The sequence below is a fragment of the Desulfovibrio desulfopostgatei genome (assembly GCF_053570645.1).
Genome location: NZ_JBRBQS010000002.1, coordinates 2,436,433 through 2,458,610, shown reverse-complemented (window position 1 = coordinate 2,458,610; position 22,178 = coordinate 2,436,433). Strand labels below are relative to the sequence as shown.

Genomic DNA, 22,178 nt, shown 5'->3' with positions numbered 1-22,178 from the left:
AAAAACTACTGGGTGCGCATCTGCGCAATAAGGCCTGAAAGTCCGTTGGCCTGGGCCGCCAGATCTTCCACTGCCTCTGTGGCTGCACGCATGGCAGAGGCTGTTTGCCGGGACATGCCGTTGATCTGGTCAATAATGCTTGTCACCTGATCGCTGGCGGCAGACTGCTCCTCGCTGGCAGAAGAGATGGCGGTAACCTGATCAGAGGTGGACTCCACCATCACAACGATATCTGTCAGCGCCTGCCCGGATTGCTGGGCAAAATCATTGGCCTGCTCAATCTGAAGGGCAACGTTATCCACAGAATCCATGCTTTTTGCGGCACTTTCCTGAATGGCCGTGATGGCGTTGGCCACGTCATGTGTGGAAGCCATTGTTTTTTCCGCCAGCTTGCGCACCTCATCTGCTACCACGGCAAAACCGCGCCCGGCATCGCCCGCGCGGGCAGCTTCAATGGCGGCGTTGAGGGCAAGCAGGTTGGTTTGGTCGGCAATATCCGAAATAACATTCATGATGCGGTTGATGTTTTGCGTATGTTCCCGAAGCTGCGCCATATCGTTCTTGGTTGCCAGCGAAACATGGTGCACCTCGCTGATGCTGTGCAGGGAGCGCTTGACGATTTCAGCGCCTTGCTCGGCTTTCTGGCGCGTTTCCAGCGATGCGGCATTGGCGGCAGCGGCGTTCTGCGCCACCTGATGCACGGTTTTGTTCATCTGCTGAATGGCGTTGGCGGCTTCCGTCAGATGGAGCGATGTTTCGCATGCGCCCTTGTCAGACTGCTCAATGTGCGCGGCCAGTCGCGTTGAAGCATCGCTCACCACCTGCGCAACCTGTTGAAGACCCGCAGAAGCGGCGCTCATTGCTTCGGCCTTGCGCTGCGCTTCAACGCCAGCCGCCTCCGCCTGCCGCAGTGCTTCTTCGGCTCGCTGGGCGCTTTGCCTTGCGTTTTCCGATTCCAGATGCGCCCTTGCCATATTTTCCTTAAGCGTCTGCGCCATGGAAACCATGTCCGCATACACGCCGGTTTTGGTGCCTCCATCGTCAATATCGTAATCGCCGTTGGCAACCCGGCGGGCTATGACGGCCAGTTCGCCGGGGTCCTTGCCCAGTTGCCGCCCCACAGAACGCGTGAGCATCCAGGTAATGCAGATGCTGATGACAACGGCTGCCAGAGTGATGGCAATGGACATGTTGCGGGTTTTTTGCCCTGCGTCGGTGGCGCTTTGGGCTGCAGCCTTGCTGCCCGTGACGTTCATGCGCACAACTTCGCCATAGGTTTCGCCAAGCTCCTGAAAAACAGGGCGGTATTTTTTGTCAAAGGCCACGTTTGCCACGCCGCGCCGACCGTCCAGCACCCCCTTGATGATGCCTTCGCGCGCCTTGCTTTCCTGCTGGGAAAGATCGGCAATGCGCGTCATAAGGGCCTTGCCTTGTTCGCTGTCCATGCCGGGGGTGGCGTTGCGCAGTTGCAGGTAGGCGGCCTGATCGCGCTGGATGGAGTCCATGGAATCCTGAAGATTCTTTTCGTATTTGCGAATTTCGTCGGCGTAGGTTTGCGACATTATTGACGCAAGATCGGCGCGGAGCGAATTGAGCTGCACATTCATGGACTGGATGGCAGTGACGGAAGGCAGCCATGCCTCGTCAATCTCGCGTACCTTGCCGTTCATTTCGCCCACGTTGTGCATGGTGACGGCAGAAGACACCAGGATGACTGCGATGAGACTGCCGAAAGAGAGCACAAGTTTTGCGCCTAGTTTCATGTGAGGCATCCTCCACGTTCAGCTGAAACTGCCCGTTTGCCTTGGGCAGCGCTGTTGACAGCATAGAGCAGATGAACTTGAACAAGTTTGTCTGGTTCGCGCGGATTCTACAAACCGCGCCACGAAATGCTCTGGTGGACCGCGGGGGGGCGGCCCAGAAACTGACAGTCTGGCGGAATGCTTGGATACGCCGTAATTCAAAAGTCCGATTGCCAAGCGTTGCCAGTAGGGGGGATGCAACGCCAAAGGGGGGAGCAATCAGATGCGGCATTGCGCGGCATCAGGAACGAGCCGGGCAGAACCACTGTCTGAATTTACGGAGAACTGGAAAATAAGTTTATAGCAGAGGCAATATATCTGCGCAAGGTGGTCTGCTGCAATGGCTGGGCGTGATGCTTGCCCGCGTGGGGGCTCGGCTAGGGCTGGCTGACCAGCCAGCAGGCCGTGCTGTGCGCGCCGCTGGCGACTGCGGGCGGCATTTCTGCGGCGCAACGCGCAAGAGCTGACCTGCAGCGGGGGTGGAAGGGACAACCCGCAGGCATGTTGGCAAGGGATGGAACCGAGCCCGGTATGGTTGGCAGGCGTTCAAGGCCGCGTGAACGGGCGCTGGGCGCGGCGTGCAGCAATCCCTGCGTGTAAGGGTGGCGCGGGTCGGCGAACAGCTCCTGGGCCGGGGCGCATTCTACCAGACGCCCGGCGTACATAACGCCCACCGTATCCGCCATCTGGGCGGCTACACCGAGATCGTGGGTAATCAGCAGCACGGCCATGCGGCGCTCTCGGCATCGGGCAGCCAGCAGGCGCAGAATCTGGCCCTGAATCGTGGCGTCCAGAGCCGTTGTGGGTTCGTCAGCCAACAGCAGGGCTGGTCTGCACGACAAGGCCATGGCAATCATGACGCGCTGGCGCATGCCGCCCGAGAGCTGGTGCGGGTAATCGTCATAGCGGCTTTGCGGCGCGGGAATGCCCACTTCTGTCAGCAGCTCTATGGCAGCCTCGCGAGCCTCGGATCGGCCCATGCCCTGATGCAGCTTCAAGGGTTCCGCCACCTGATCGCCAATTTTGAGCACCGGGTTGAGGGAGGTCATGGGCTCCTGAAAGATCATGCCCACCTGGCGGCCACGCACGGAGCGCATTTCTTTTTCTGAAAGCTCAAGCAGATTCTGACCGTGCAGCAGAATGCGCCCTTCAATCACCGCGTTGGGCGGGGTGAGTTGCAAAATGGCTTTGGCCGTGAGGCTTTTACCGCAGCCGGATTCACCAACGAGGCAAACTGTTTCACCCTCATGCAGGCAGAGGTTTACGCTGCGCACGGCGGGCAGCGGGCCGTCTGCGGTTGCAAAGGTCACAGAGAGGTTTTCCAGTTGCAGCAGGGGGCTGGAGGCTTGGGTAGAAGGCTTGTTCATGGGCCAGAGCCTACCAGAAGGTGCTGACAAAAAAAAGCCTTGTGGGCTGGGGTGCTGAGGCAGAGGGGGAAAGGCAGAAAGGCAGGAAAAGCAGAAAGGCAGGGAAAAAGGCAAAAGCAGGGGAGATGTTTTTACGGCGGGGTGGGTGAGCCTGTCAGGCTGATTTACGCAAACCCGACTTTTACGCCCTGAATGCGTCAGCGCCGAAATTTTGATGCTCACGTACTAGAGTACGCTGCGCTCAAAATCCCGGTGCTTTCTTTTCAGGCCGCAAAAAGCGTATTTTGCAAATTCGCCCAACACCAGCCATCGCCTCCGCATTCGCTCCGGCGAGTTTAAGGAAGGCGACTCCACAACCAACTTTTGGTGTCAGGCTGAATTTTTCTGACGCGTATTATGCCCGTCTGGTCATGGCTGAATGGCAATTGGCGACACCATTTGTGAAGTGAATCTGTTGGTCATATTTGTGTTGCAATTTGGTTTTCTTCAAGTCCGTGATGCCAAATGTCCTGAAGAAGCTGAAAGGGTACAAAGTCATCCTTTGAGCCAGCAATAATATCAGTTGTCTGAAACGACGTTTGCCCGAAGCAAAAGCGTACTCTGGCATTAACGCGGCGCGGAGGGAGATCGCCTGAGCGAGCGCAGCGAGTGAGGGAAGCTCCCGCAGCAAAGACGCGTCGCCCTCGCCACGCAAAGGTAGTTGAAAACCTCAGGGGGTGCTTCGGGGGGGATGCAAGGGGGGCCGAGAAGGGGGCGCAGCCCCATAACCGGCCCCGCCTTGCCCCACGCCGGGAAGGCGTCCCAAACGCCGCCGAAGGGGCGGAATCCCGTGCCCGAAGGGCAGTAAGCTGCTTAAGCCCAAGCTGGGGAAGCGAAAACGCACCTCACAGACGGTCCAAACATATCCCAAATAGCAAAAAGCCCCCGGATCAGAAACCATGAGGTTTCCGCCGGGGGCTAGCATTCTGGCTTATAGCGCAAAGGCTAGTGCAACACCTGCGCCTTGCGGAAGTTCACATAGGCCTCACGCATGGCTATGTAGGGGTCAACCGCCACGGTGTTCAGGTCTTCATACAGGGGCAGCACATCGCCAAGGGCGTTGAACCGCAGCCCGCCGCCAATCCCAAGGCTCAATTCCGTGGGTTGCAGGTAGAATAGCGGGTCGGCAAACAGATCGCCAGCGCGGCCTACAGTGTCGCGCGCAGAGCTTGGCCCAATGATGGGCCAGACAATGTAGAAACCATGCCCAAGGCCCCAGCGTCCGAGAGTCTGACCAAAGTCTTCGCCTGTGGGATCAATGGGCACAATGGTTTTGTGCCCTTTTGCCACATCGGCAAAGCCCGCGCTGGAAGTGGTATTAATGACAAAACGCCCAAATTCCACCCCCGCTTCAAAAAAGCGGAACTGCAGGATGTTGTTCACAAAACGCACAGGGAACAGCAGGTTGGAAAAGAAATTTTTCAAACCGGAACGCAACTGGTGCGGCGTCACTGTTTCCCATGCCGTGTAGGCGGGCTTGGCAACATAGAGAAAGAAAATGTCGTTGAAATGGAACCAGAACCTGTTCCACGGTTCAATGGGGTCAGAAATACTCTGGATCGGCTCGTTGTCATAGTCGTCCAGAGTATTGTCTGCATTCATGGTTCCGTAAGGAGCTACTGTAATGGCCCCGGGCTGAAGCTGGGGCGCCTTGCCGTACACAGTGGAGGGCGCAGGCGCCTGGCTGGGGGCGGCGCTGGCTGGCGCATGCCACAGGCAAAGCAGTGCTGCCAGCAGAAAACCGGGCACACAGAGATGCCCCGGCAGTGTTGACGAATAGTTACTGGCCATTGCCCTGCCGGACCTCCTGCGCCTTGGCCTTGACCCTGGCAATAAGCTGGTCAGGGCTGCCGGTGTTCAGAATGTCCTGAAACTGGGTGCGATAGTTTTTGACCAGGCTGATATTTTCAATCAGCACGTCATAAACGAGCCACGAACCGTTTTTGGGGAGCATGCGATAGGCCACGGGGACTTTTTTCGAGTCCTTCATGGTGATGATTGTGCGCACTTCGGTTCGGTCGCCCTTGGGGGATGAAACCTCGCCTGTGTACACGACCTGCTCGCCATTGTAGCCGTCAATCTTGCTCAGGTAGGTATTCATGAGCAGTTCGGCAAAGGCATCGCTGAACTGCTGTTGCTGCGCCGGGCTGAACGTGCCCCAGCGCGGCCCCACCGTGCGCGAAGAAAATTCTTTAAAATCAAAAATGTGCAGGACTTCATCTTCAATCTGCTGGCGCAGCGGGCCGCGCGTAGCAGGATTCACATAGTCGGGGTTCTTGATGGAGCCGAGGATGCGGTTGATGGAAGTTTCCAGCGCCAGCTGCGCAGGAGAACTCGCACTGGCCGCGCCGGGCAACAGCGCAACTGTCAGCAGCGCAAGCAGAAAGCCTGCGGCTATATGGCGTGTGATCGCATGAATGGTCATTGTTATTTGACTCCTCCGAAGGCGTACTTGCCGATGAGGGAACCGAGGTCAACGGCGGATTCCGTTTCAGTAATTGTGTCGCCAGCCGCAAGGATATGCCCCGACCCACCGCGCGAAAGGCTGACGTATTTGTCGCCGATAAGCCCGCTGGTGAGGATGGAGGCGATGCTGTCATCCGAAAGTTTCAGGTCTTTGTCGAGCCGCAGGCGCACTACAGCCTGATTGCGCACCGGATCCGGGTCAAGGCTAATGCTTACCACGCGGCCCACCGGCACCCCGGCCATTTCAATATCCGCTCCGACCCGCAGGCCGGAAACAGAATCAAAGTTGGCAGAAAGTTCAAAGCCCTGCTGGCTGAAAACTTCCATCTTGCCCAGCTTGATGGTCAGGTAGGCAACGCATACAAGGCCGAACAGGACAAAAAGGCCCACAGCGGTTTCACGAACAGTACTCATAAGGTTCAGGTAGCTCCACAGATAATTCGGCAATAAGATCAAATCTCAGTATAAGTGCGCCATGACAAAGTTTCAAGCCCTACTGTTGAGTAGGTAATCGCGAATCGCCTGGTTATCGCAATTTTTATTATGCAGGCGGCGCAGTTTTTATGATGCCAGCCAGCGGTCAAGGGCTTGCCGCACCGCAGGATCGGGCGCTTCGCCCATGGCGGCCTGCGTGTCGCCGGGCTCACGCAACAAAAATTGTCGCAGATACGGGTCATCGTTTGCTTCAAGCTCGGCCAGCGAGCCAGAAAAAAGCGCGCGGCCTTCGCCCAGCACCAGAACATGGTCGGCAATGGCCCGCAGGCTGGCCAGATCGTGGCTGACCACAACCACCGACATGTCGGTATATTGCCTGCGCATGGCAAGCAGCAGTTCATCCATGCGGGCGGCGGTGATGGGGTCAAGGCCGGAGGTCGGCTCATCGCACAGCAGGATGCGTGGTTCGGCCACAATGGCCCGCGCAAGGCCTGCGCGTTTGCGCATACCGCCGGAAAGCTGGTTGGGATAAAAATCGGCAAAATCTTCAAGGCCCACCATGCGTAGCACGCGCAGGCCCGCCTCGCGAACAAGCTTTTTGGGAAGGTTCAGATGCTCTGTGAGGGGCAGGGTGACGTTTTGCACCAGCGACAGCGCTCCGAGCAGCGCGCCATCCTGAAACAGCACGCCCATGTTGCGGCGCATGCGCCGAAATTCTTTTTGCGGCAGGGCAAAGAGGTCATTGTCGCCTATGAGTACATGCCCAGCCTGCGGGCGCGAAAGGCCGATAATATGGCGCAGCAGGGTGGACTTGCCGCAGCCGGAACCGCCAAGAATTACAGAAACCTTGCCGCCCGGAAGCACCGCATTGACATCGCGCAGAACCACATGCTCGCCGTAGCCCACGCTGAGAGCCCGAAATTCAATGTCCCATGCCTGCATGAATACCGCCTGTCGCCTCTGATATGGATTATCGGTTGGAGCAGATTAGTATTGAAAATGCGTATCTGCTTTGCACGTTTTTTGTAAAAATTCCCGCAAAAAATTTTGCAAGGCGAATCTGTTTCGCTCGTAAGCACGTATTTCAACGTGAAAATGCCTTGATGTAGGAGCGCCGCCAGCAGGTGGATGGCCTGCGGGCCTTGTGACGCTTTGGCAGCATAACGCAGGGAGGCAGGAGGAACAAGTGCGGTTGATGCGCCACGCTGCGGGCGCGGTTGGCGTGATTTTGCGAAGTTTGGCTGGCTGCGCGGGGGAGTGACCCAATTTACAAACGGGCTGCTCCCCCGCCAGACATCTCAACGTGAAAATGCGTTAGTCAGTGGGCATATCGTCGGGGAAGTCCGCGTTGGCATAGACATTCTGAACGTCGTCATTGTCGTCCAGCGCGTCCATGAGGCGCAGCACCTTCATGCCCACTTCGGCGCTCACAGCCACAAGATTCTGCGGAATCATGGCCAGTTCGGCTTCCTGCATGGCAATGCCGGCAGCTTCCAGCGCATCGCGCACCGAGGTGAAATCGGCCATGGCGGTGTGGATTGTCCACACGTCATCATCGTCGATGACATCGTCTGCGCCGGCTTCAAGAGCGGCTTCCATAATTTTGTCTTCGGGGTAGGCTGCCTTGTCCACGGCGATAACGCCCTTGCGGTCAAACATCCAGCCCACGCTGCCGTTTTCACCCATGGCCCCGCCATGCTTGGTGAAAAGGTGGCGAACTTCGGCCACGGTGCGGTTTTTGTTGTCAGTGGCAACTTCCACCATGATGGCGATGCCGTTGGGCCCGTAGCCTTCGTAGAAGGTTTCTGTCAGGTCGCCGCCTGCGTCTTCACCCGTACCCTTGCGGATGGCTGCCTCAATCTTGTCCTTGGGCAGATTGACGGCCTTGGCGGCGGCAATGGCCGCGCGCAGGCGGGAGTTGCCCACAGGGTCACCGCCGCCCTTGGCTGCGATGATGATTTCTTTGGCGGCCTTGGTGAAAATCTTGCCGCGCTTGGCGTCCTGGCGACCCTTACGGTGCTGGATATTGGCCCATTTACTGTGACCTGACATAAAACCTCCGAAACCTTGTGTAGAGTATGTTTATATACCCGGCGGCGCGTCGTCGGCAACTTCGTGTGAAGTTTCTCCGGCGGCTTCGCCCGGCACATGCGCCGTTGGGGCAGCGCCCGCCTGACCACGAAAACCAAGGCCGACAAAAAATGTTTCCTTGCTTTCGGCCCGCGAGCTTTTGGGCTTGAACGATTTGACCGCATCAAAAGCCTTGCGCATGGGCGCGAGCAGCTCCTGAATATCTGGCCCCATAAAAAGTTTGACCACAAAACTGCCGCCCTTTTTAAGGTGCAGGCAGGCTACAGCCAATGCCTCAACCGTAAGCTCAAGCGAACGGGCCTGATCCGTAAAGCGCGTGCCCGTTGTGCGCGGGGCCATGTCGCTGATGACAACGTCAAAAGGCCCCAGCTCCTTGAGTTTTGCTTCAAACTCGGCCGAGCGGTTGAACACGTCTTCCTGCATGAATGTGACCTGCGGCGGAAACACCGTTTCGGTGCTCTGAATGTCGCAGGCGAGCACAAGTCCACGCATCCCGACCTTTTCCGCAGCGCCCATGGACCACGATCCAGGGGCAGCGCCAAGGTCGAGAACCCGCTGGCCGGGGCGCAGCAGGCGGAACTTGGAGTCCAGCTCCTTGAGCTTGTAGACCGAGCGTGCGGGATAATTCTCGCGCTTGGCCTTTAGAAAATAATGATCACGGTATTCTTTCATGGTAAATTCCAACAGGTAACCATACCCTTTTTTATCGCGCTCGCCAAGTGCGCAGTGCAGCCCTTGGTGGCGGGCCACGCAAATTTGCTGAATTGGTTGACCTTAGAAGTCTATCAGGATACTTTTTCAATAAGTTTCCAGAACCTTTGATCTCGCACACTATCACCAGTAAGGAGAGGCTATGAAACGGATTCTGTTGGCCGCTTGTCTTGCGGGTTGCGCGCTCGCATTTGGAGCGCAGACGGTATTGGCGGAAAGCGTTAAAGTTCCTGTGAACAAGATCAGCAGTGAAGGCGTTGGAGAGGCCATCGGCTTTGTTGTTTTTGAGGATGACGGCAAGGGCGGCATGGATATTATGGTTGATGTCGTCGGTATCCCTCAGGGCGACCACGGCATGCACGTGCATGAAAATCCTTCGTGCGCGCCCGCGGCCAAGGATGGCGTCAATGTGGCCGGTCTTTCCGCAGGGGGGCATTATGATCCCACACACGCTGGCAAACATGAAGGCCCCGGCAAGCATGGGCACAAGGGCGATCTGCCGCTTATAACCGCCGATGCCCAGCAAAATGTGAAGGCCAAGTTGCATGTGACTGATCTGACCACAGCCGACATCAAGGGGCGCTCGCTCATGATCCATGCTGGCGGCGACAACTATTCCGACCAGCCGGCTCCCCTTGGCGGCGGCGGGGCACGCATCGCCTGCGGCGTGATCAAGTAGGATTATGTTTCTCCGTTCACGCGGCAGAAAATCCACCTGCTCGCGTGGATAGTTCATGCATTCCCTTGTGCGGGTCTTGCAGTTCTGGCAAGGGCGCGTCATTATCGACGCAAAGTATTGCCAGCCACAGGGGAGAACCTCCGACTGCCTTAACTGGCGCGGAGTTTTGGATTATTCTGCCCCGCTTGCTTGCCGCAGCGGGGCTTTTTTATTGATGGGACAGTTCCGCAAGGAGCCAGCAGTGGCGGGGGAAAATATGGCCGAACAAAATACGCGCCCGCAGCGGGTTCGCCTGCCGGATTTTGCAGGCCGGGCCGTGAGCCTGCCCGATGGCCCGGAAGCATGGAGCTGCCGGGGTGAGGGCGATGCCGTGCTCTTGCTCGGCCTGGGGCCAGAATCAGGAGCAAACCTGCCGCAGGTTTTGCCCCTGATTGTCAAGGCTCCCGCCGTCTACTGGCTGGAATCCCCACTTGTGGCCCGCGTCCTGGAGGCATGGAGGCAGGAGATCGGGCTTTTGCCACGCGAACCGCTCCCCGCCCATTGGCGCGCGGTCACCGCAGAGCAGGCTGTGGCTTTGGCCGGGCAGTGTCGTTACTGCATTTACTCGCCCGGCTTACGGCTTGATCCTGAATTTTGGGGACCGTTGCTGGGCCGGGTGGATGCGGCCCTCGCATTTCCTTCATCCGCTGCGCGGGCGAGTGGGCCCATGACAGCCGAGGATAAGGGAAGCGTCCGTAAAGCCGGGCCAGTTCTGCTGCCCGGCAACGATGGGCAGTTGCTGCACCAGGAATTGCGCACGGCTTTTGCCGAATGCGGTTTCGAACCTGTGGTGGATGCCCTGCCTCAGCCCTCGTCTAGCATGGGCGGAGCGCAGGCAGGCCGTGAGGATGAATTTTTGGCCCGCTGGCGCACACTTTTGCATGGGGGCAAGCCAGTATTTCTGCTCTCGGTAAACATGCGCGGGCTGGATGCTGACGGGCGCGTTTTTGAGCTTTGCCGGGCCCTTGGAATTCCCGTTGCCCTGTGGTTTGTGGACAATCCCTGGCATGTTTTGTCTGGCGTGCGACTGCCCTGGTGGCGGGATGCCCATATTTTTGTGACGGATGCCAGCTTTGTGGACAGCCTCAGAGTATGTGGCGCAGGCCGGATTTTTCATCTGCCTCTGGCTGTTGCGCCGCACATGTGGCGCGATCTGCCGGATATTGCTCCACCCTCCTTTAATATGGAGCCGCCCCTGTTTGTGGGGCGTTCCGCCTTTCCTGAAAAGGAGCGCTTTTTTGCTGCGGCCAGTGTGCCGCAGGCTTTGGAGGCAGAGGCCGCAACGCTGCTTGAGGCCAGCACCGGCCCGCAGAATGCGCCGCATTTTTTTTGGTGGCAGGACAAACTGGGGGGCAGGCTTTGGCCTGGCTACGATGTGCGCCGTCCGGGCCTTGGGGCCGAGCGCTGCGCGCAGGCCAACAGGCGGCGCTGGCTCTTGGCCGCAGGGGCGGACTCGGTCGGCCGGCTGCGCGTCATCGGCGACGACGGCTGGAAGCCCCTGCTGCCCGGCACGGAAATATTGCCGCCAGTGGATTACTATACGGCACTGCCCGAAGTGTACGCGCGGGCCGAAGCCGTGCTGAACGTAACCAGCCTGCTGTTGCCGCAGAGCCTGAGCCAGCGCCATTTTGACGTCTGGGCCAGCGGCGGGTTGCTGCTCAGTGATGCCACATCTGGATTGAAAATCTTCCCTGTGGAATTGACCGAACCCATGACATTGCGCGGGCCGAGCGACTTTATGGTCAAGCGCGCATGGTTTCGGGCGCATCCGAAAGCTGCATATGATCTGCGGCGGGCATGGCGCGAGCATCTGCGCGCGCAGCACGGCTATGAGCAACGTATTCAGCAGATTATCGAAACTTTTGCCTGACAGGCGGCGGAGGCTGGATGCTCAGGTGAACAGGAGAAAGGCTTGACAAGTCGTGCGGTTTTGCCTATTGCTCATTTCCTGCGTTAAGCTTTCCATTGTGGGGAAGTAGCTCAGCTGGGAGAGCATCGCCTTCGCAAGGCGGGGGTCGAGGGTTCAAATCCCTTCTTCTCCACCACAATATCAAGGGGTTACGGATAATACCGTGGCCCCTTTTTTTATGCGTTTCATGTCCGTAAAAGCTGTAGGCGGACTTTTGGGGTTTGTATGCACGGCGGCCAGATTCCGTACGGAGCCTGTATGCGTCAAAATACATTGGCAATCGGGCTGCAAGTTGGATAAAAGGTATGCATTGTCCTCTTGGTCTGGAATGAAAGGGCAATGCACCAATATAATTCAGAAGAGGGACGTCATGGGCAATTCACTTTCATGCTTCAAAGCCTACGATATCCGGGGCCGTGTGCCGGGCGTTCTCAATGCGCCGCTGGCCCGTGCACTGGGCAGGGCCGTTGTTGAAATACTGGGCGCAAAAAGTGTTGTAATTGGACGTGATGCCCGGCTTTCCGGCCCCGAACTGCGAGATGCGCTGGCCTTGGGTTTGCATGAGGCCAGGGCGCAGGTGACGGACATAGGTATGTGCGGCACGGAAGAAATCTATTATGCCGCCGCAAATCAGCCCTTTGGGGCGGGCGTCATGATTACGGGCAGTCATAACCCGGCGGACGAAAACGGCTTCAAGCTGGTGCGCGGCGGGGCCATACCCATCAGTGGCGATTCCGGCCTGTTTGCCCTGCGCGACCGGGTTGAGGCCATTCTTGCCGAGAGCGGCGACACTGCCGGGTCCCTTGATGTCTCCCTTCTGCAGCATGCCTCGTTCCGTGCCGACTATGTGGCCTGGCTGCTGGAATACAGCGGGGCTGGGCAGCTTGCCCCGGTTGCTGGCCGCAAACCCCTGAAGGTTGTGGGTGACGCTGGTAATGGCTGCGCCGGACTGGTGCTGAACGATCTGATGGCAGCGTTGCCCTTTGAATTTGTCTGCCGGCAGATGCAGCCGGACGGAACTTTTCCCGATGGCGTACCCAACCCCCTGCTGCCGGAGCGCCGGGCGGCCACAGCCGCTGCCGTGCGCGAATCTGGCGCGGACATGGGCGTAGCCTGGGACGGCGATTTTGACCGCTGTTTTTTTTATGACGCGGACGGCAATTTTATTGAAGGTTACTACTGCATAGGCCTGCTGGCGCAGGAGCTGCTGCGGCGTGTGCCTGGCGGCAAGGTGGTGCACGACACCAGAGTGTACTGGAACACCCGCGAGGTGGTGCAGGCCGCAGGCGGCCAGCCCGTAATGGGCAAGACTGGACACGCCTTCATGAAGGAACGCATGCGCGCCGAAGATGCCGTGTATGGAGGCGAGATGAGCGCACATCATTATTTTCGCGATTTTGCGTACTGCGACTCGGGTATGCTGCCCTGGCTGCTGGTGGCCTCGTTGCTGCACCGCACAGGCAAGCCCCTGGCTGCGCTGGTGGCAGAACGCATGGCGGCCTATCCGTGCAGCGGTGAAATCAACCGTCGTGTGCAGGATGCACCCGCCCTCATGCGGCAGGTGAGGGATCGTTACGCGCCTTCGGCTCTGTACGAAGACAGCATGGACGGCGTTAATCTGGAATTTACCGACTGGCGTTTCAATCTGCGCATGTCCAATACCGAACCCCTGCTGCGCCTGAATGTGGAGAGCAGGGGGAATCCCGCGCTGATGGAAGAAAAAACGGCTGAGATACTGCGGTTTCTGAAAGAGCAGGGCGGGGCCGTACCTGCCTGAGGAACGCGTTAGCGGCTCTGCCGCGTACGGATGCGACGCTTGTTTGCGGGCGGTTGATGGCGTAGCATGGAATTGTAGGCCCTGCTGGCGGTAGGTCAGATTGGTGTTCCAACATTGATGCAATGGTGAGGAAATTCATGCAGAATATTGCCCCTGTGATTCTGTGCGGTGGTAGTGGTACGCGTTTGTGGCCGCTTTCGCGCGAAACATACCCAAAGCAGTTTGTGGATATGGGCGGCGGGAAAACGCTGTTCAAGGATACTGTGCTGCGGGCGAAGCACACGCCGGACAGCATGGAGCCTGTAATTGTATGCAATGAGGCTCACCGTTTTTATGTGACCGCCGAACTGTACGAATGCGGCGTGCATGGTAAAATCCTGCTGGAACCCGCGCCGCGCAACACTGCTCCGGCTATTGCGCTGGCGGCCTTTGCCCTGAAGGAAGACGGCGCAGATCCGCTCATGCTGGTATTGCCTTCTGACCATGCCATTGGCGATGAAGGCATCTTTTTTGAAGGCGTAAAACGCGCGGCGGCCCTGGCGGAACAGGGGCGTATTGTAACCTTTGGCATAGCCCCCACCGGCCCGGAAACTGGCTTTGGCTACATTGAACAGGGCGAAGCCCTTGGAGCTAACGGCTACAGGGTTGCCCGGTTTGTGGAAAAACCCGATGCGGGCAAAGCTGCGGGCATGCTGGCCAAGGGCGGTTATTCGTGGAACAGCGGCATGTTTTTGCTGCGGGCTTCTGTGTATCTGAAAGAGCTGGAACGATTTGCTCCCCAGATATACGCCGCCTGCGCTGCCGCCTGGAAGGGCCGCAAGGATGATCAGGCCTTTTCCCGCCCAGACAGTGATGCTTTTCTTTCCTCCCCGTCTGATTCCATAGACTATGCGGTCATGGAGCAAACGGATCTGGCGGCGGTTGTGCCGCTGGGTGTCAGCTGGAGCGACCTTGGCTCGTGGGAAGCCTTTTATCAGGTAGGGCAGCAGGACGACTCCGGCAACGTATGCTCTGGCGATGTTATGACCGAGGGTGCCGAGGATTGCTATTTTAACGCCAACCACAGGCTGCTGGCGGCCATAGGCGTGAGCGGGCTTGTGGTTGTGGAAACGCAGGATGCCGTGCTTGTTGCGCCGCGCGACCGTGTGCAGGACGTAAAAAAGATTGTTGGCCGCCTGCAAAGCGCACAGCGGCCCGAATGCAGGCAACATCCCCTGGTGTACCGCCCGTGGGGCAGTTATGAAACCCTTGTCATGGACGGGCGGTTTCAGGTCAAGCGCATCATTGTGAACCCCGGCGCCGAGCTTTCTTTGCAGATGCATCACCACCGCGCCGAACATTGGGTCGTAGTGAGCGGCACGGCAGAAGTGACCAACGGCGATCTGGTTAAACTGTTTACGGAAAACCAGTCGACCTACATACCTGTTGGCACCATGCATCGCTTGAAAAATCCTGGGGTTATCCCTCTGGTGCTTATCGAAATACAGTCCGGCTCCTATCTGGGTGAGGACGATATCGTGCGCTTTGCAGATGTGTACGGGCGGGAAGGGCAGCTCTGCTGATCTGTATGGCTACGGCACACCGCTTCGACCAGTGGACAATGGTAGCCTTGCAAGGTATTTTACCCGCCTCTTTGCTGGCAGCAGGGAGCTTCAGCCCTCGTAACTTCACCGTCAAAACGATAACATACCGAGATTATGAAAAAAGCGCTTATAACCGGCATCACCGGGCAGGATGGGGCTTACCTCGCGGAGTTTCTGTTGCAGAAGGGCTACGAGGTGCATGGTATCAAAAGGCGCGCTTCGTTGTTCAACACCGACCGCATTGATCACTTGTATGAAGACCCGCATGCCAACCGGCGGCACTTTATCTTGCACTACGGCGACTTGAGCGACTCCAGCAATCTGGTGCGCCTTATGCAGGAAGTAAAGCCGGACGAGGTGTATAATCTGGCGGCGCAGAGCCATGTGCAGGTTTCTTTTGAGTCCCCCGAATACACTGCGGATGTGGATGCCCTCGGAACACTGCGTCTGCTTGAGGCCATCCGCATTGCCGGGCTCTCGGAAACTACGCGTTTTTATCAGGCCTCTACCTCTGAGCTTTTTGGGCTGGTGCAGGAAGTGCCGCAGACGGAAAAAACACCGTTCTATCCGCGCTCTCCCTATGCCTGCGCCAAACTTTACGCCTACTGGATTACGGTCAACTACCGCGAAGCTTACGGCATGTATGCCTGCAACGGCATTCTTTTCAATCACGAATCGCCTATCCGCGGTGAGACCTTTGTGACCCGCAAGATCACCCGCGCCATGTCGCGCATGGTGCTTGGCTTGCAGGATTGCCTGTACCTCGGCAACATGGACGCCAAGCGTGACTGGGGTCACGCCCGTGATTACGTTGAAATGCAGTGGCTTATGTTGCAACAGGAACAGCCCGATGATTTTGTGATCGCTACCGGACGGCAGTTTTCCGTGCGCGACTTTGTCAATGCCGCAGCCGCAGAACTTGGAGTCTGCCTTAGCTGGCAGGGCACTGGCGTGGAAGAAACCGGCACCGTAGCAAGCGTTGACGTGAGTCGTTTGCAGCAGGTCGCTGGCAACCGTCAGGGGCTGGAATGCCATCTCAAACCTGGCGATGTTATTGTGCGCGTTGATCCGCGCTACTTCCGCCCCACCGAAGTGGAAACCCTGCTGGGCCAACCGGCCAAGGCCAAGGAAAAGCTGGGCTGGGAGCCGAAGACCTCCTTTGAAGACATGGTTGCCGAAATGGCGCGCGAAGACCTTGCCCTGGGCATGCGCGATGCCGTGTGCAAAGTGGCAGGCTTTAAAACCTTCAGCCACAACGAGTAAGGCAATGCGCAAAGATGCTCTGGTCTATGTGGCGGGCCACAGGGGGCTTGTAGGCAGCGCCCTGTGTCGTGCCTTGACGCGTTCTGGCTATGAACGGCAGCTCACACGCACGCATGCAGAATTGGATCTGTGCGATCAGGCAGGGGTGCGGGCTTTTTTTGCCCAGCACAGACCTGACGTGGTGGTTCTGGCCGCCGCCAAGGTGGGAGGCATCCACGCCAATGCCACATATCCTGCAGAATTCATTTACCAGAACCTGCAAATCCAGAACAACGTCATCGACAGCGCATACCGCAACGGCTGCAAAAAGCTGCTGTTTCTTGGGTCGTCGTGCATTTACCCCAAGCTGTGCCCGCAGCCCATCAAGGAAGAGTACTTGCTGACAGGGCCGCTGGAACCAACCAACGATGCCTACGCTCTGGCTAAAATCTCGGGCATCAAGATGTGCCAGGCCTATCGCAAACAGTATGGTTTTGACGCCATCAGCGCCATGCCCACCAATCTGTATGGCCCTGGAGACAACTATCACCCGGAAAACAGCCATGTGATTCCTGGGCTTATCCGGCGTTTTCATGAAGCAAAAGAACTCGGGGCCTCAGAGGTTGCCATTTGGGGTACAGGCAAAGCCCTGCGCGAATTTCTGCATGTGGACGACATGGCGGAAGCCTGCGTGTTTATGCTCGAGAACTATTCTGACTTTGAACACGTCAACGTGGGCAGCGGAGTGGAACACTCCATTCTGGAAACAGCCCGCCTGATTGCCAAGGTTGTGGGCTTTAACGGCGACATCGTTACCGACCCTTCAAAGCCGGATGGCACTCCCCGCAAGCTCATGGATTCGGACAAGCTTTTTGGCATGGGGTGGAAACCCCGCGTAGGGCTTGAAGACGGCCTGCGCGATGCGTACAGCGATTTTTCCAAAAGACAATAAATGTCGGCATATATTTTCTCCAACCATTTCAGCGAACGAATTCTGCTGATTGATGATTCAAAGGCATCCTTTGTTACTCAATGTAGTTTTTTGCTGCTATATCGAGGACGCTTTTGACGTTTTTTTCATCTTTTATATTTTAGAATGATGTCTTTTGAATCATAACGCCTGAGAGGAAAATTTTTTGTGAATATGATTGCCAGTCTGAAAAAAATTTACGCAATGCTGCCTGTATTGCGTCAGCGCCAGTTGCGTTGGCTGACATTTGGAATGCTCGTGCAAAGTGTTGTGGAATTGGCCTTGGCTGGTGCCATATCATTGCTGGGTGTTGCTTTGGCTGCGCCTGACAGTCTGGAAAAAATTGCTCCCCTGTGGCGAATATATCAAATGCTGCCTAGTTTTGGCGACGATATCCCAAGCAGTATCCGGTTGCTGATTCTTTTGATGAGCATGGTCTGTACTGCAACGGTATTGAAAAATATTATTACCGCTCTGATGACCTACTGGCAGGGCGAAGTGTCGCAGTCCATGTCATGGGATGTCGCTACAAAAATATTTGGTAGCTATCTACGCGAACCGTATGTCTGGCATACGCAAAAAAATCCTGCCGAGTTGATAGGGCATGTGCAATGGAGGTCATATGTAGGGTATTTTTCCCTGGGCGCTCTGCAGGTGTTTAGTCAGGCTGGCATAATAATACTTCTGCTGGTTGGGGCCCTTGTTGTGGCGCCAGTGGTGTCAATTATATTATATGGGGTGGCTACGGTTGTTGCCCTGTTTGTATACCGAACCACGCAGCGTAAAATACGAGATGCAGGCGAGCTTGTTGCAAATTCTGGTATCGCTGCAGATAAGGTTGTTCACGCCGCGCTATACGGTATTCGTGAAGTGCAGATATATCGCCAAGGATTTTCTTTTTATAAAAGCTTGGTCAAACGTTCCGCACCAATGATCAAGGGGGCAACAAGGCAAATAGCATATGCCCCCGTTCCCAACTGGGTTCTGGAATCACTTGGAATGCTGCTTTTGCTGGCAGGTGTTATTTTTATGGTATTCCGAGGCGAAAGCGTCGCCAGCATTACTGGCACGCTCTCGCTCATGGCGGCCATATCATGGCGAATATTACCAGCCATGAACAAGATAGTCGGCGGTATTCTGCAACTCAAAGCCAATATTTATATGGTTCAGAAACTGTTGGAGAATTACAAGGATATTTCTTCCAGCGCAGTTGAGAGCAATACACGCAGAGCATATGCACATTCGCTTGAATTGCAGGATGTCTCTTTTACATATCCCAATGCGACCAGTGCGTCATTGAAAAATGTCAGCTTGACAATACGCAAAGGTTCTATGGTCGGGCTGATTGGCCTGTCGGGAGCTGGAAAGAGTACGCTCGTAGGCGTATTGACGGGCCTTTTGGGGGTTGATTCTGGAAAAGTGCTGGTTGATGGGGTCAGCGCAGTTCCTTCGCCAGGTTTTTTGAATATCGGTTATGTACCCCAAAGCCCGTATATAGTTGATGCGACGCTGGCTGAGAATGTGGCTTTTAGTGCGTGGGGTTCTCCTCCTGACGAGGAGCGGGTATGGGCGTGCTGCCAGATGGCGTCCATTGATTTTCTGGATGACCTGCCAGATGGAATTCACACGATGCTGGGCGACCATGGGCTGCGTCTTTCTGGCGGGCAGGTGCAGCGTGTTGCTATTGCCAGAGCGCTTTACGTAAATCCTGATATATTGCTTTTTGATGAGGCTACAAGCGCGCTGGATGGAGCGGCAGAGACAGCTATACAGCGTACTGTCCTGAATCTTCGCAAAAATATTACCATAATAGTTGTTGCTCACAGATTGACCACTGTTCAAGGCTGTGATGTTTTGTACTGGCTTGATAACGGACAGATAAAGCAACACGGGGCAGTTGCAGAAGTGCTGCCCTCGTATGAAGAGTTTTTGCAGATGAATGAAGTGCATGTGCCAAGCCAACCACAGCAGGCTTAGTACGTAAGGAGGGCTTTATGCTTACAATAGTATTGCCGATGGCGGGCCGGGGCAGTCGTTTTGCAACTGCAGGATATACAACCCCCAAACCCTTTATTCCTATTCACGATGTCCCCATGATCAAGGTCGTTGTGGATAACTTGCGCCCTTCTTGCCCACATCGGTTTGTGTTCATCTGTCAGCAGGAACATATTGAAGCGTACGACCTCAATAGAAAGCTTCCATCTTATGCTGAGCACGTTGAAATTATAGGCATAAATGGCATCACTGAGGGGCAGGTCTGTACTGCCTTGCTGGCAAAAAAGTTTTTTGACAATGATGAACCCCTGTTAAATGCGAATGCTGATCAATTTATTGATTGCGACATCAACGAGTTTATCGCTTCAATGCTAGACAGGAAGCTGGATGGCTTGATAATGACGATGAAAAGCCAGGATCCCAAATGGTCATATGCAAAGACAGATGATAACGGTCTGGTTGTTGAAACAGCAGAAAAAAAAGTGATTTCGCATGATGCCACTGTTGGGATTTTTGGTTTTGCACGAGGACGTGATCTTGTGCGCTCCGCAGAACAGATGATTGCTGATAATATACGTGTTAACAATGAATTTTATACCTGCCCTTGCTATAACTATCTGATACGTGACCAGAAAAAGATTGGTATTTTCCCGATTGGCGAAGAATATAATGGGATGTATGGGTTGGGCACACCTTCAGACCTGGATTTTTTTGTTAAGCATCCTGTATCGCAAAGGGTCAAGAAATGATCATTCTTTCACACCGTGGGTACTGGAAACATCCGGGCGAGAAAAACACGCGTCAGTCCTTTGTGCGCAGTTTTGATATGGGGTATGGAACAGAAACAGATGTAAGGGACTGCGCTGGCAAGCTCGTTATTTCGCACGATATGCCGTGTGGTACCGAAATGCTTTTTGAGGAAGTTCTGCAAATAATGGATGGCCGTAATCTGCCTCTTGCGATCAATATCAAGGCGGATGGCCTTGGTGAAGCAATCGGGGCTTTGCTGGACAAGTATAACCACACAAACGCATTTACATTTGATATGTCCATACCCGATATGGTAGTGCAACTTCGCCTGGGGCTGCCAGTGTTTACCGGATACAGCGATATATTGCCCACGCCAGTGCTTTTTGAAAAAAGCCATGGTGTGTGGTTGGATTGCTTTAATTCTGACTGGTATGATGCCCACCTTGTTGATGAACTTATTGAAAAAGGTAAAAAAGTCTGTGTCGTGTCTGCTGACTTGCACAAGCGAAGTGTATCAGCCCAGTGGAATACGTTGAAAAAATGTAAGTCTCATTCTGATTGCCTTATGTTATGCACAGACACGCCGGAAGCCGCAACGGAGTTTTTCCATGCCTAAAATTAAAGCTGTCCTCTTTGATATGGATGGTGTGCTTATAGAGGCCAAGGATTGGCACTATGAAGCGTTGAATCAGGCTCTCAGCCTTTTTGGGTATGAAATAAGCCGGTATGAGCATCTTACCGCATATGACGGTTTGCCAACCAGGGTAAAGCTTGAAAAGTTGACTCTTGAAAAAGGATTGCCCAAATCATTGCATAGCTTTATCAACGAAATGAAGCAGCAATACACGGTGTCCATGATTCAGACAAAGTGCCGCCCCCGCTTTGCCCACGAATATGCACTTTCCCGGCTCAAAGCGGAAGGTTACAAGATGGCTGTTGGCTCTAACTCTGTTCGTATGACCCTTGAGCTGATGATGCATAATGCCCGGTTAACTCGATATTTTGAATTTATGCTTTCAAATGAGGATGTTACCAAGGCAAAACCGTCGCCAGAAATCTATAGCACGGCAATGAAAAGGCTTGGCCTGGATCCTGAAGAATGTCTCATCGTTGAAGATAATGAAAATGGTATTAAAGCTGCAATTGGTTCCGGCGGGCACCTCATGCAGGTAGCAACTGTTGATGACGTTACCTATGAAGGAATAAAAAAACGCATCGCGGAAATTGAAAAAGGGGAATCGCCGTGCAAGTAATGTTTCTCATGGGCGGTGCGGGATTGGCGCAAGATGAAGCATCCTATCCCTTATACCTGACTGAGCTGAATGGAACCCTGATTCTGGAACGGCAGGTTGACTACTGCCGTCAGCTTGGCTCATGCCAGTTTTTGTTCTGCCTCAAAACCGTTGATAGCAAAGCATTTCAGGTCGACTCCGTAATCAAACAGCTGGATGAGAAAGCCATCATTGTTCCTGTACCGGGTAAAACCCGAGGTGCTGTTTGTACGGCCTTGCTTGCAATCAGCCACCTTGATGTGTCTGACGAGTTGCTTTTGCTCGCAGTTAATGACCTTGTGGATGTTCCCTGCGGTGAAATAGTCGATTGGTTCAGGTCAAACAATGCAGACGCAGGTGTTGTCGCTTTTCACTCTGTGCATCCTCGCTATTCGTTTGCCAAGGTCGATGCGAGCGGCGCGGTGTGTGAATTTGCGGAAAAGAATCCTATCAGTCGCAATGCGTTGGCCAGTCTTTATTATTTTAAAAAGGCCGGAGATTTCATTGAATGCTCCAAGGAACTGATCCGCAAGGATAATCCGGTGAAAGGCGCTTTTTATGTCAGCCAGGCATTGAACGAAATGATTTTGCTGCAGAAAAAAGTTCTGGTGTATCAGATTCCAAACTCGGCATTTCACCCGTTGAAGACAGAGGCGCAACTGGCTAATTATCTGTATGAATTGCAAGAGGCAAAGATAAGCAAATGAAAGCAGCCCGCCTTGAAGATATGGTAAAAGGGTGGTTTGTGGGAAACTTTGAACCAACTTTGTACTTAACAAATGACTGCGAGGTTGCTGTAAAGTCTTACGACAAGGGTGATCGAGAAGGCACTCATTATCACAAAATTGCAACGGAAATCACAGTGATAGTTTCTGGCAGCGTCAGAATGAATGGGATTGTTTACACGGCAGGTGACATTATTGTCATGGAGCCGAACGATTCCACTGATTTTGAATGTCTTGAAGACGGAACAAAGAATGTCGTGGTCAAAATCCCAGGCGCAAATAACGATAAGTTTGTTGTTTAAAGTGGTCTAGTTTATGCTGTGACAG

The 22,178-nt window shown here is 55.1% G+C and carries 20 protein-coding genes and 1 tRNA gene; 13 read left to right on the top strand and 8 right to left on the bottom strand.

Annotated features, from left to right (window positions below; genetic code table 11):
• Positions 1 to 5: 5 nt before the first annotated feature.
• The 8 genes from ACUZ9Q_RS10915 to ACUZ9Q_RS10880 form a co-directional block, all read right to left on the bottom strand.
• Complete coding sequence (locus tag ACUZ9Q_RS10915) at positions 6 to 1,763, bottom strand: methyl-accepting chemotaxis protein (RefSeq protein ID WP_449247877.1); 1,758 nt, start codon at positions 1,761 to 1,763, stop codon at positions 6 to 8.
• Positions 1,764 to 2,179: 416 nt separating this feature from the next.
• Positions 2,180 to 3,169: an ABC transporter ATP-binding protein gene (locus tag ACUZ9Q_RS10910; protein WP_449247876.1), complete on the bottom strand. Its 990-nt coding sequence runs from the start codon at positions 3,167 to 3,169 to the stop codon at positions 2,180 to 2,182.
• A 984-nt stretch (positions 3,170 to 4,153) separates the two neighbouring features.
• Positions 4,154 to 4,999 carry an MlaA family lipoprotein gene (locus ACUZ9Q_RS10905; protein ID WP_192113688.1) on the bottom strand — a complete coding sequence of 282 codons (846 nt, stop codon included), beginning with the start codon at positions 4,997 to 4,999 and terminating at the stop codon, positions 4,154 to 4,156.
• On the bottom strand, positions 4,989 to 5,633 hold the full coding sequence (locus tag ACUZ9Q_RS10900) for a Tgt2/MlaC family protein (RefSeq protein ID WP_192113689.1): 645 nt from the start codon (positions 5,631 to 5,633) through the stop codon (positions 4,989 to 4,991). The genes ACUZ9Q_RS10905 and ACUZ9Q_RS10900 overlap by 11 nt, the downstream gene beginning before the upstream one ends.
• Positions 5,634 to 5,635: 2 nt before the next feature.
• Complete coding sequence (mlaD, locus tag ACUZ9Q_RS10895; protein WP_192113690.1) at positions 5,636 to 6,088, bottom strand: outer membrane lipid asymmetry maintenance protein MlaD; 453 nt, start codon at positions 6,086 to 6,088, stop codon at positions 5,636 to 5,638.
• A 147-nt stretch (positions 6,089 to 6,235) separates the two neighbouring features.
• Complete coding sequence (locus tag ACUZ9Q_RS10890) at positions 6,236 to 7,051, bottom strand: ABC transporter ATP-binding protein (protein WP_192113691.1); 816 nt, start codon at positions 7,049 to 7,051, stop codon at positions 6,236 to 6,238.
• 372 nt (positions 7,052 to 7,423) lie between these two features.
• Positions 7,424 to 8,161 (bottom strand): YebC/PmpR family DNA-binding transcriptional regulator, encoded by a 738-nt coding sequence (locus ACUZ9Q_RS10885; RefSeq protein ID WP_192113692.1) that lies wholly within the window; start codon positions 8,159 to 8,161, stop codon positions 7,424 to 7,426.
• A gap of 30 nt (positions 8,162 to 8,191) precedes the next feature.
• A complete protein-coding gene (locus ACUZ9Q_RS10880) occupies positions 8,192 to 8,872 on the bottom strand; it encodes an RlmE family RNA methyltransferase (RefSeq protein WP_449247875.1) in 681 nt (226 codons plus the stop codon).
• 181 nt (positions 8,873 to 9,053) lie between these two features.
• Between ACUZ9Q_RS10880 and ACUZ9Q_RS10875 the strand changes: the two genes are divergently transcribed.
• From ACUZ9Q_RS10875 to ACUZ9Q_RS10815, 13 genes are all read left to right on the top strand, one after another.
• Positions 9,054 to 9,590: a superoxide dismutase family protein gene (locus ACUZ9Q_RS10875; protein WP_449247874.1), complete on the top strand. Its 537-nt coding sequence runs from the start codon at positions 9,054 to 9,056 to the stop codon at positions 9,588 to 9,590.
• Positions 9,591 to 9,846: 256 nt separating this feature from the next.
• Complete coding sequence (locus ACUZ9Q_RS10870) at positions 9,847 to 11,499, top strand: glycosyltransferase family protein (RefSeq protein ID WP_449247873.1); 1,653 nt, start codon at positions 9,847 to 9,849, stop codon at positions 11,497 to 11,499.
• Positions 11,500 to 11,598: 99 nt separating this feature from the next.
• Positions 11,599 to 11,674: transfer RNA gene (locus tag ACUZ9Q_RS10865), tRNA-Ala, on the top strand.
• Between the two features lie 234 nt (positions 11,675 to 11,908).
• On the top strand, positions 11,909 to 13,315 hold the full coding sequence (locus tag ACUZ9Q_RS10860; RefSeq protein ID WP_449247872.1) for a phosphomannomutase: 1,407 nt from the start codon (positions 11,909 to 11,911) through the stop codon (positions 13,313 to 13,315).
• A gap of 137 nt (positions 13,316 to 13,452) precedes the next feature.
• Positions 13,453 to 14,877 (top strand): mannose-1-phosphate guanylyltransferase/mannose-6-phosphate isomerase, encoded by a 1,425-nt coding sequence (locus ACUZ9Q_RS10855; protein WP_449247871.1) that lies wholly within the window; start codon positions 13,453 to 13,455, stop codon positions 14,875 to 14,877.
• A gap of 135 nt (positions 14,878 to 15,012) precedes the next feature.
• Positions 15,013 to 16,161 carry a GDP-mannose 4,6-dehydratase gene (gmd, locus tag ACUZ9Q_RS10850; RefSeq protein ID WP_449247870.1) on the top strand — a complete coding sequence of 383 codons (1,149 nt, stop codon included), beginning with the start codon at positions 15,013 to 15,015 and terminating at the stop codon, positions 16,159 to 16,161.
• Between the two features lie 4 nt (positions 16,162 to 16,165).
• Positions 16,166 to 17,092 carry a GDP-L-fucose synthase family protein gene (locus ACUZ9Q_RS10845; RefSeq protein WP_449247869.1) on the top strand — a complete coding sequence of 309 codons (927 nt, stop codon included), beginning with the start codon at positions 16,166 to 16,168 and terminating at the stop codon, positions 17,090 to 17,092.
• 192 nt (positions 17,093 to 17,284) lie between these two features.
• A complete protein-coding gene (locus ACUZ9Q_RS10840; RefSeq protein ID WP_449248139.1) occupies positions 17,285 to 19,087 on the top strand; it encodes an ABC transporter ATP-binding protein in 1,803 nt (600 codons plus the stop codon).
• A gap of 17 nt (positions 19,088 to 19,104) precedes the next feature.
• Positions 19,105 to 19,854, top strand: coding sequence for a glycosyltransferase family 2 protein (locus tag ACUZ9Q_RS10835; RefSeq protein WP_297894777.1), 750 nt, complete (start codon positions 19,105 to 19,107; stop codon positions 19,852 to 19,854).
• Entirely contained in the window at positions 19,851 to 20,471 is a 621-nt protein-coding gene (locus tag ACUZ9Q_RS10830; protein WP_449247868.1) for a hypothetical protein, read from the top strand. The genes ACUZ9Q_RS10835 and ACUZ9Q_RS10830 overlap by 4 nt, the downstream gene beginning before the upstream one ends.
• Positions 20,464 to 21,108: an HAD family hydrolase gene (locus ACUZ9Q_RS10825; RefSeq protein ID WP_449247867.1), complete on the top strand. Its 645-nt coding sequence runs from the start codon at positions 20,464 to 20,466 to the stop codon at positions 21,106 to 21,108. Before ACUZ9Q_RS10830 ends, ACUZ9Q_RS10825 begins: the two co-directional genes overlap by 8 nt.
• The gene (locus ACUZ9Q_RS10820) at positions 21,099 to 21,833 is read left to right on the top strand and encodes a hypothetical protein (RefSeq protein WP_449247866.1); all 735 of its coding nucleotides are present in this window, start codon (positions 21,099 to 21,101) and stop codon (positions 21,831 to 21,833) included. The genes ACUZ9Q_RS10825 and ACUZ9Q_RS10820 overlap by 10 nt, the downstream gene beginning before the upstream one ends.
• Positions 21,830 to 22,153: a cupin domain-containing protein gene (locus ACUZ9Q_RS10815; protein WP_449247865.1), complete on the top strand. Its 324-nt coding sequence runs from the start codon at positions 21,830 to 21,832 to the stop codon at positions 22,151 to 22,153. Before ACUZ9Q_RS10820 ends, ACUZ9Q_RS10815 begins: the two co-directional genes overlap by 4 nt.
• The last annotated feature ends 25 nt before the right edge of the window (positions 22,154 to 22,178 follow it).

Excerpts from the sequence above, each read along its gene's own strand:
- ACUZ9Q_RS10825 (WP_449247867.1), top strand. The coding sequence starts at position 20,464 with ATGCCTAAAATTAAAGCTGTCCTCTTTGATATGGATGGTGTGCTTATA.
- ACUZ9Q_RS10875 (WP_449247874.1), top strand. The coding sequence starts at position 9,054 with ATGAAACGGATTCTGTTGGCCGCTTGTCTTGCGGGTTGCGCGCTCGCA.
- ACUZ9Q_RS10830 (WP_449247868.1), top strand. The coding sequence starts at position 19,851 with ATGATCATTCTTTCACACCGTGGGTACTGGAAACATCCGGGCGAGAAA.
- ACUZ9Q_RS10915 (WP_449247877.1), bottom strand. The coding sequence starts at position 1,763 with ATGAAACTAGGCGCAAAACTTGTGCTCTCTTTCGGCAGTCTCATCGCA.
- gmd (WP_449247870.1), top strand. The coding sequence starts at position 15,013 with ATGAAAAAAGCGCTTATAACCGGCATCACCGGGCAGGATGGGGCTTAC.
- ACUZ9Q_RS10855 (WP_449247871.1), top strand. The coding sequence starts at position 13,453 with ATGCAGAATATTGCCCCTGTGATTCTGTGCGGTGGTAGTGGTACGCGT.
- ACUZ9Q_RS10860 (WP_449247872.1), top strand. The coding sequence starts at position 11,909 with ATGGGCAATTCACTTTCATGCTTCAAAGCCTACGATATCCGGGGCCGT.
- ACUZ9Q_RS10840 (WP_449248139.1), top strand. The coding sequence starts at position 17,285 with ATGATTGCCAGTCTGAAAAAAATTTACGCAATGCTGCCTGTATTGCGT.
- ACUZ9Q_RS10815 (WP_449247865.1), top strand. The coding sequence starts at position 21,830 with ATGAAAGCAGCCCGCCTTGAAGATATGGTAAAAGGGTGGTTTGTGGGA.
- ACUZ9Q_RS10910 (WP_449247876.1), bottom strand. The coding sequence starts at position 3,169 with ATGAACAAGCCTTCTACCCAAGCCTCCAGCCCCCTGCTGCAACTGGAA.
- ACUZ9Q_RS10835 (WP_297894777.1), top strand. The coding sequence starts at position 19,105 with ATGCTTACAATAGTATTGCCGATGGCGGGCCGGGGCAGTCGTTTTGCA.
- ACUZ9Q_RS10900 (WP_192113689.1), bottom strand. The coding sequence starts at position 5,633 with ATGACCATTCATGCGATCACACGCCATATAGCCGCAGGCTTTCTGCTT.
- ACUZ9Q_RS10905 (WP_192113688.1), bottom strand. The coding sequence starts at position 4,999 with ATGGCCAGTAACTATTCGTCAACACTGCCGGGGCATCTCTGTGTGCCC.
- ACUZ9Q_RS10870 (WP_449247873.1), top strand. The coding sequence starts at position 9,847 with ATGGCCGAACAAAATACGCGCCCGCAGCGGGTTCGCCTGCCGGATTTT.
- ACUZ9Q_RS10880 (WP_449247875.1), bottom strand. The coding sequence starts at position 8,872 with ATGAAAGAATACCGTGATCATTATTTTCTAAAGGCCAAGCGCGAGAAT.
- mlaD (WP_192113690.1), bottom strand. The coding sequence starts at position 6,088 with ATGAGTACTGTTCGTGAAACCGCTGTGGGCCTTTTTGTCCTGTTCGGC.
- ACUZ9Q_RS10885 (WP_192113692.1), bottom strand. The coding sequence starts at position 8,161 with ATGTCAGGTCACAGTAAATGGGCCAATATCCAGCACCGTAAGGGTCGC.
- ACUZ9Q_RS10890 (WP_192113691.1), bottom strand. The coding sequence starts at position 7,051 with ATGCAGGCATGGGACATTGAATTTCGGGCTCTCAGCGTGGGCTACGGC.
- ACUZ9Q_RS10845 (WP_449247869.1), top strand. The coding sequence starts at position 16,166 with ATGCGCAAAGATGCTCTGGTCTATGTGGCGGGCCACAGGGGGCTTGTA.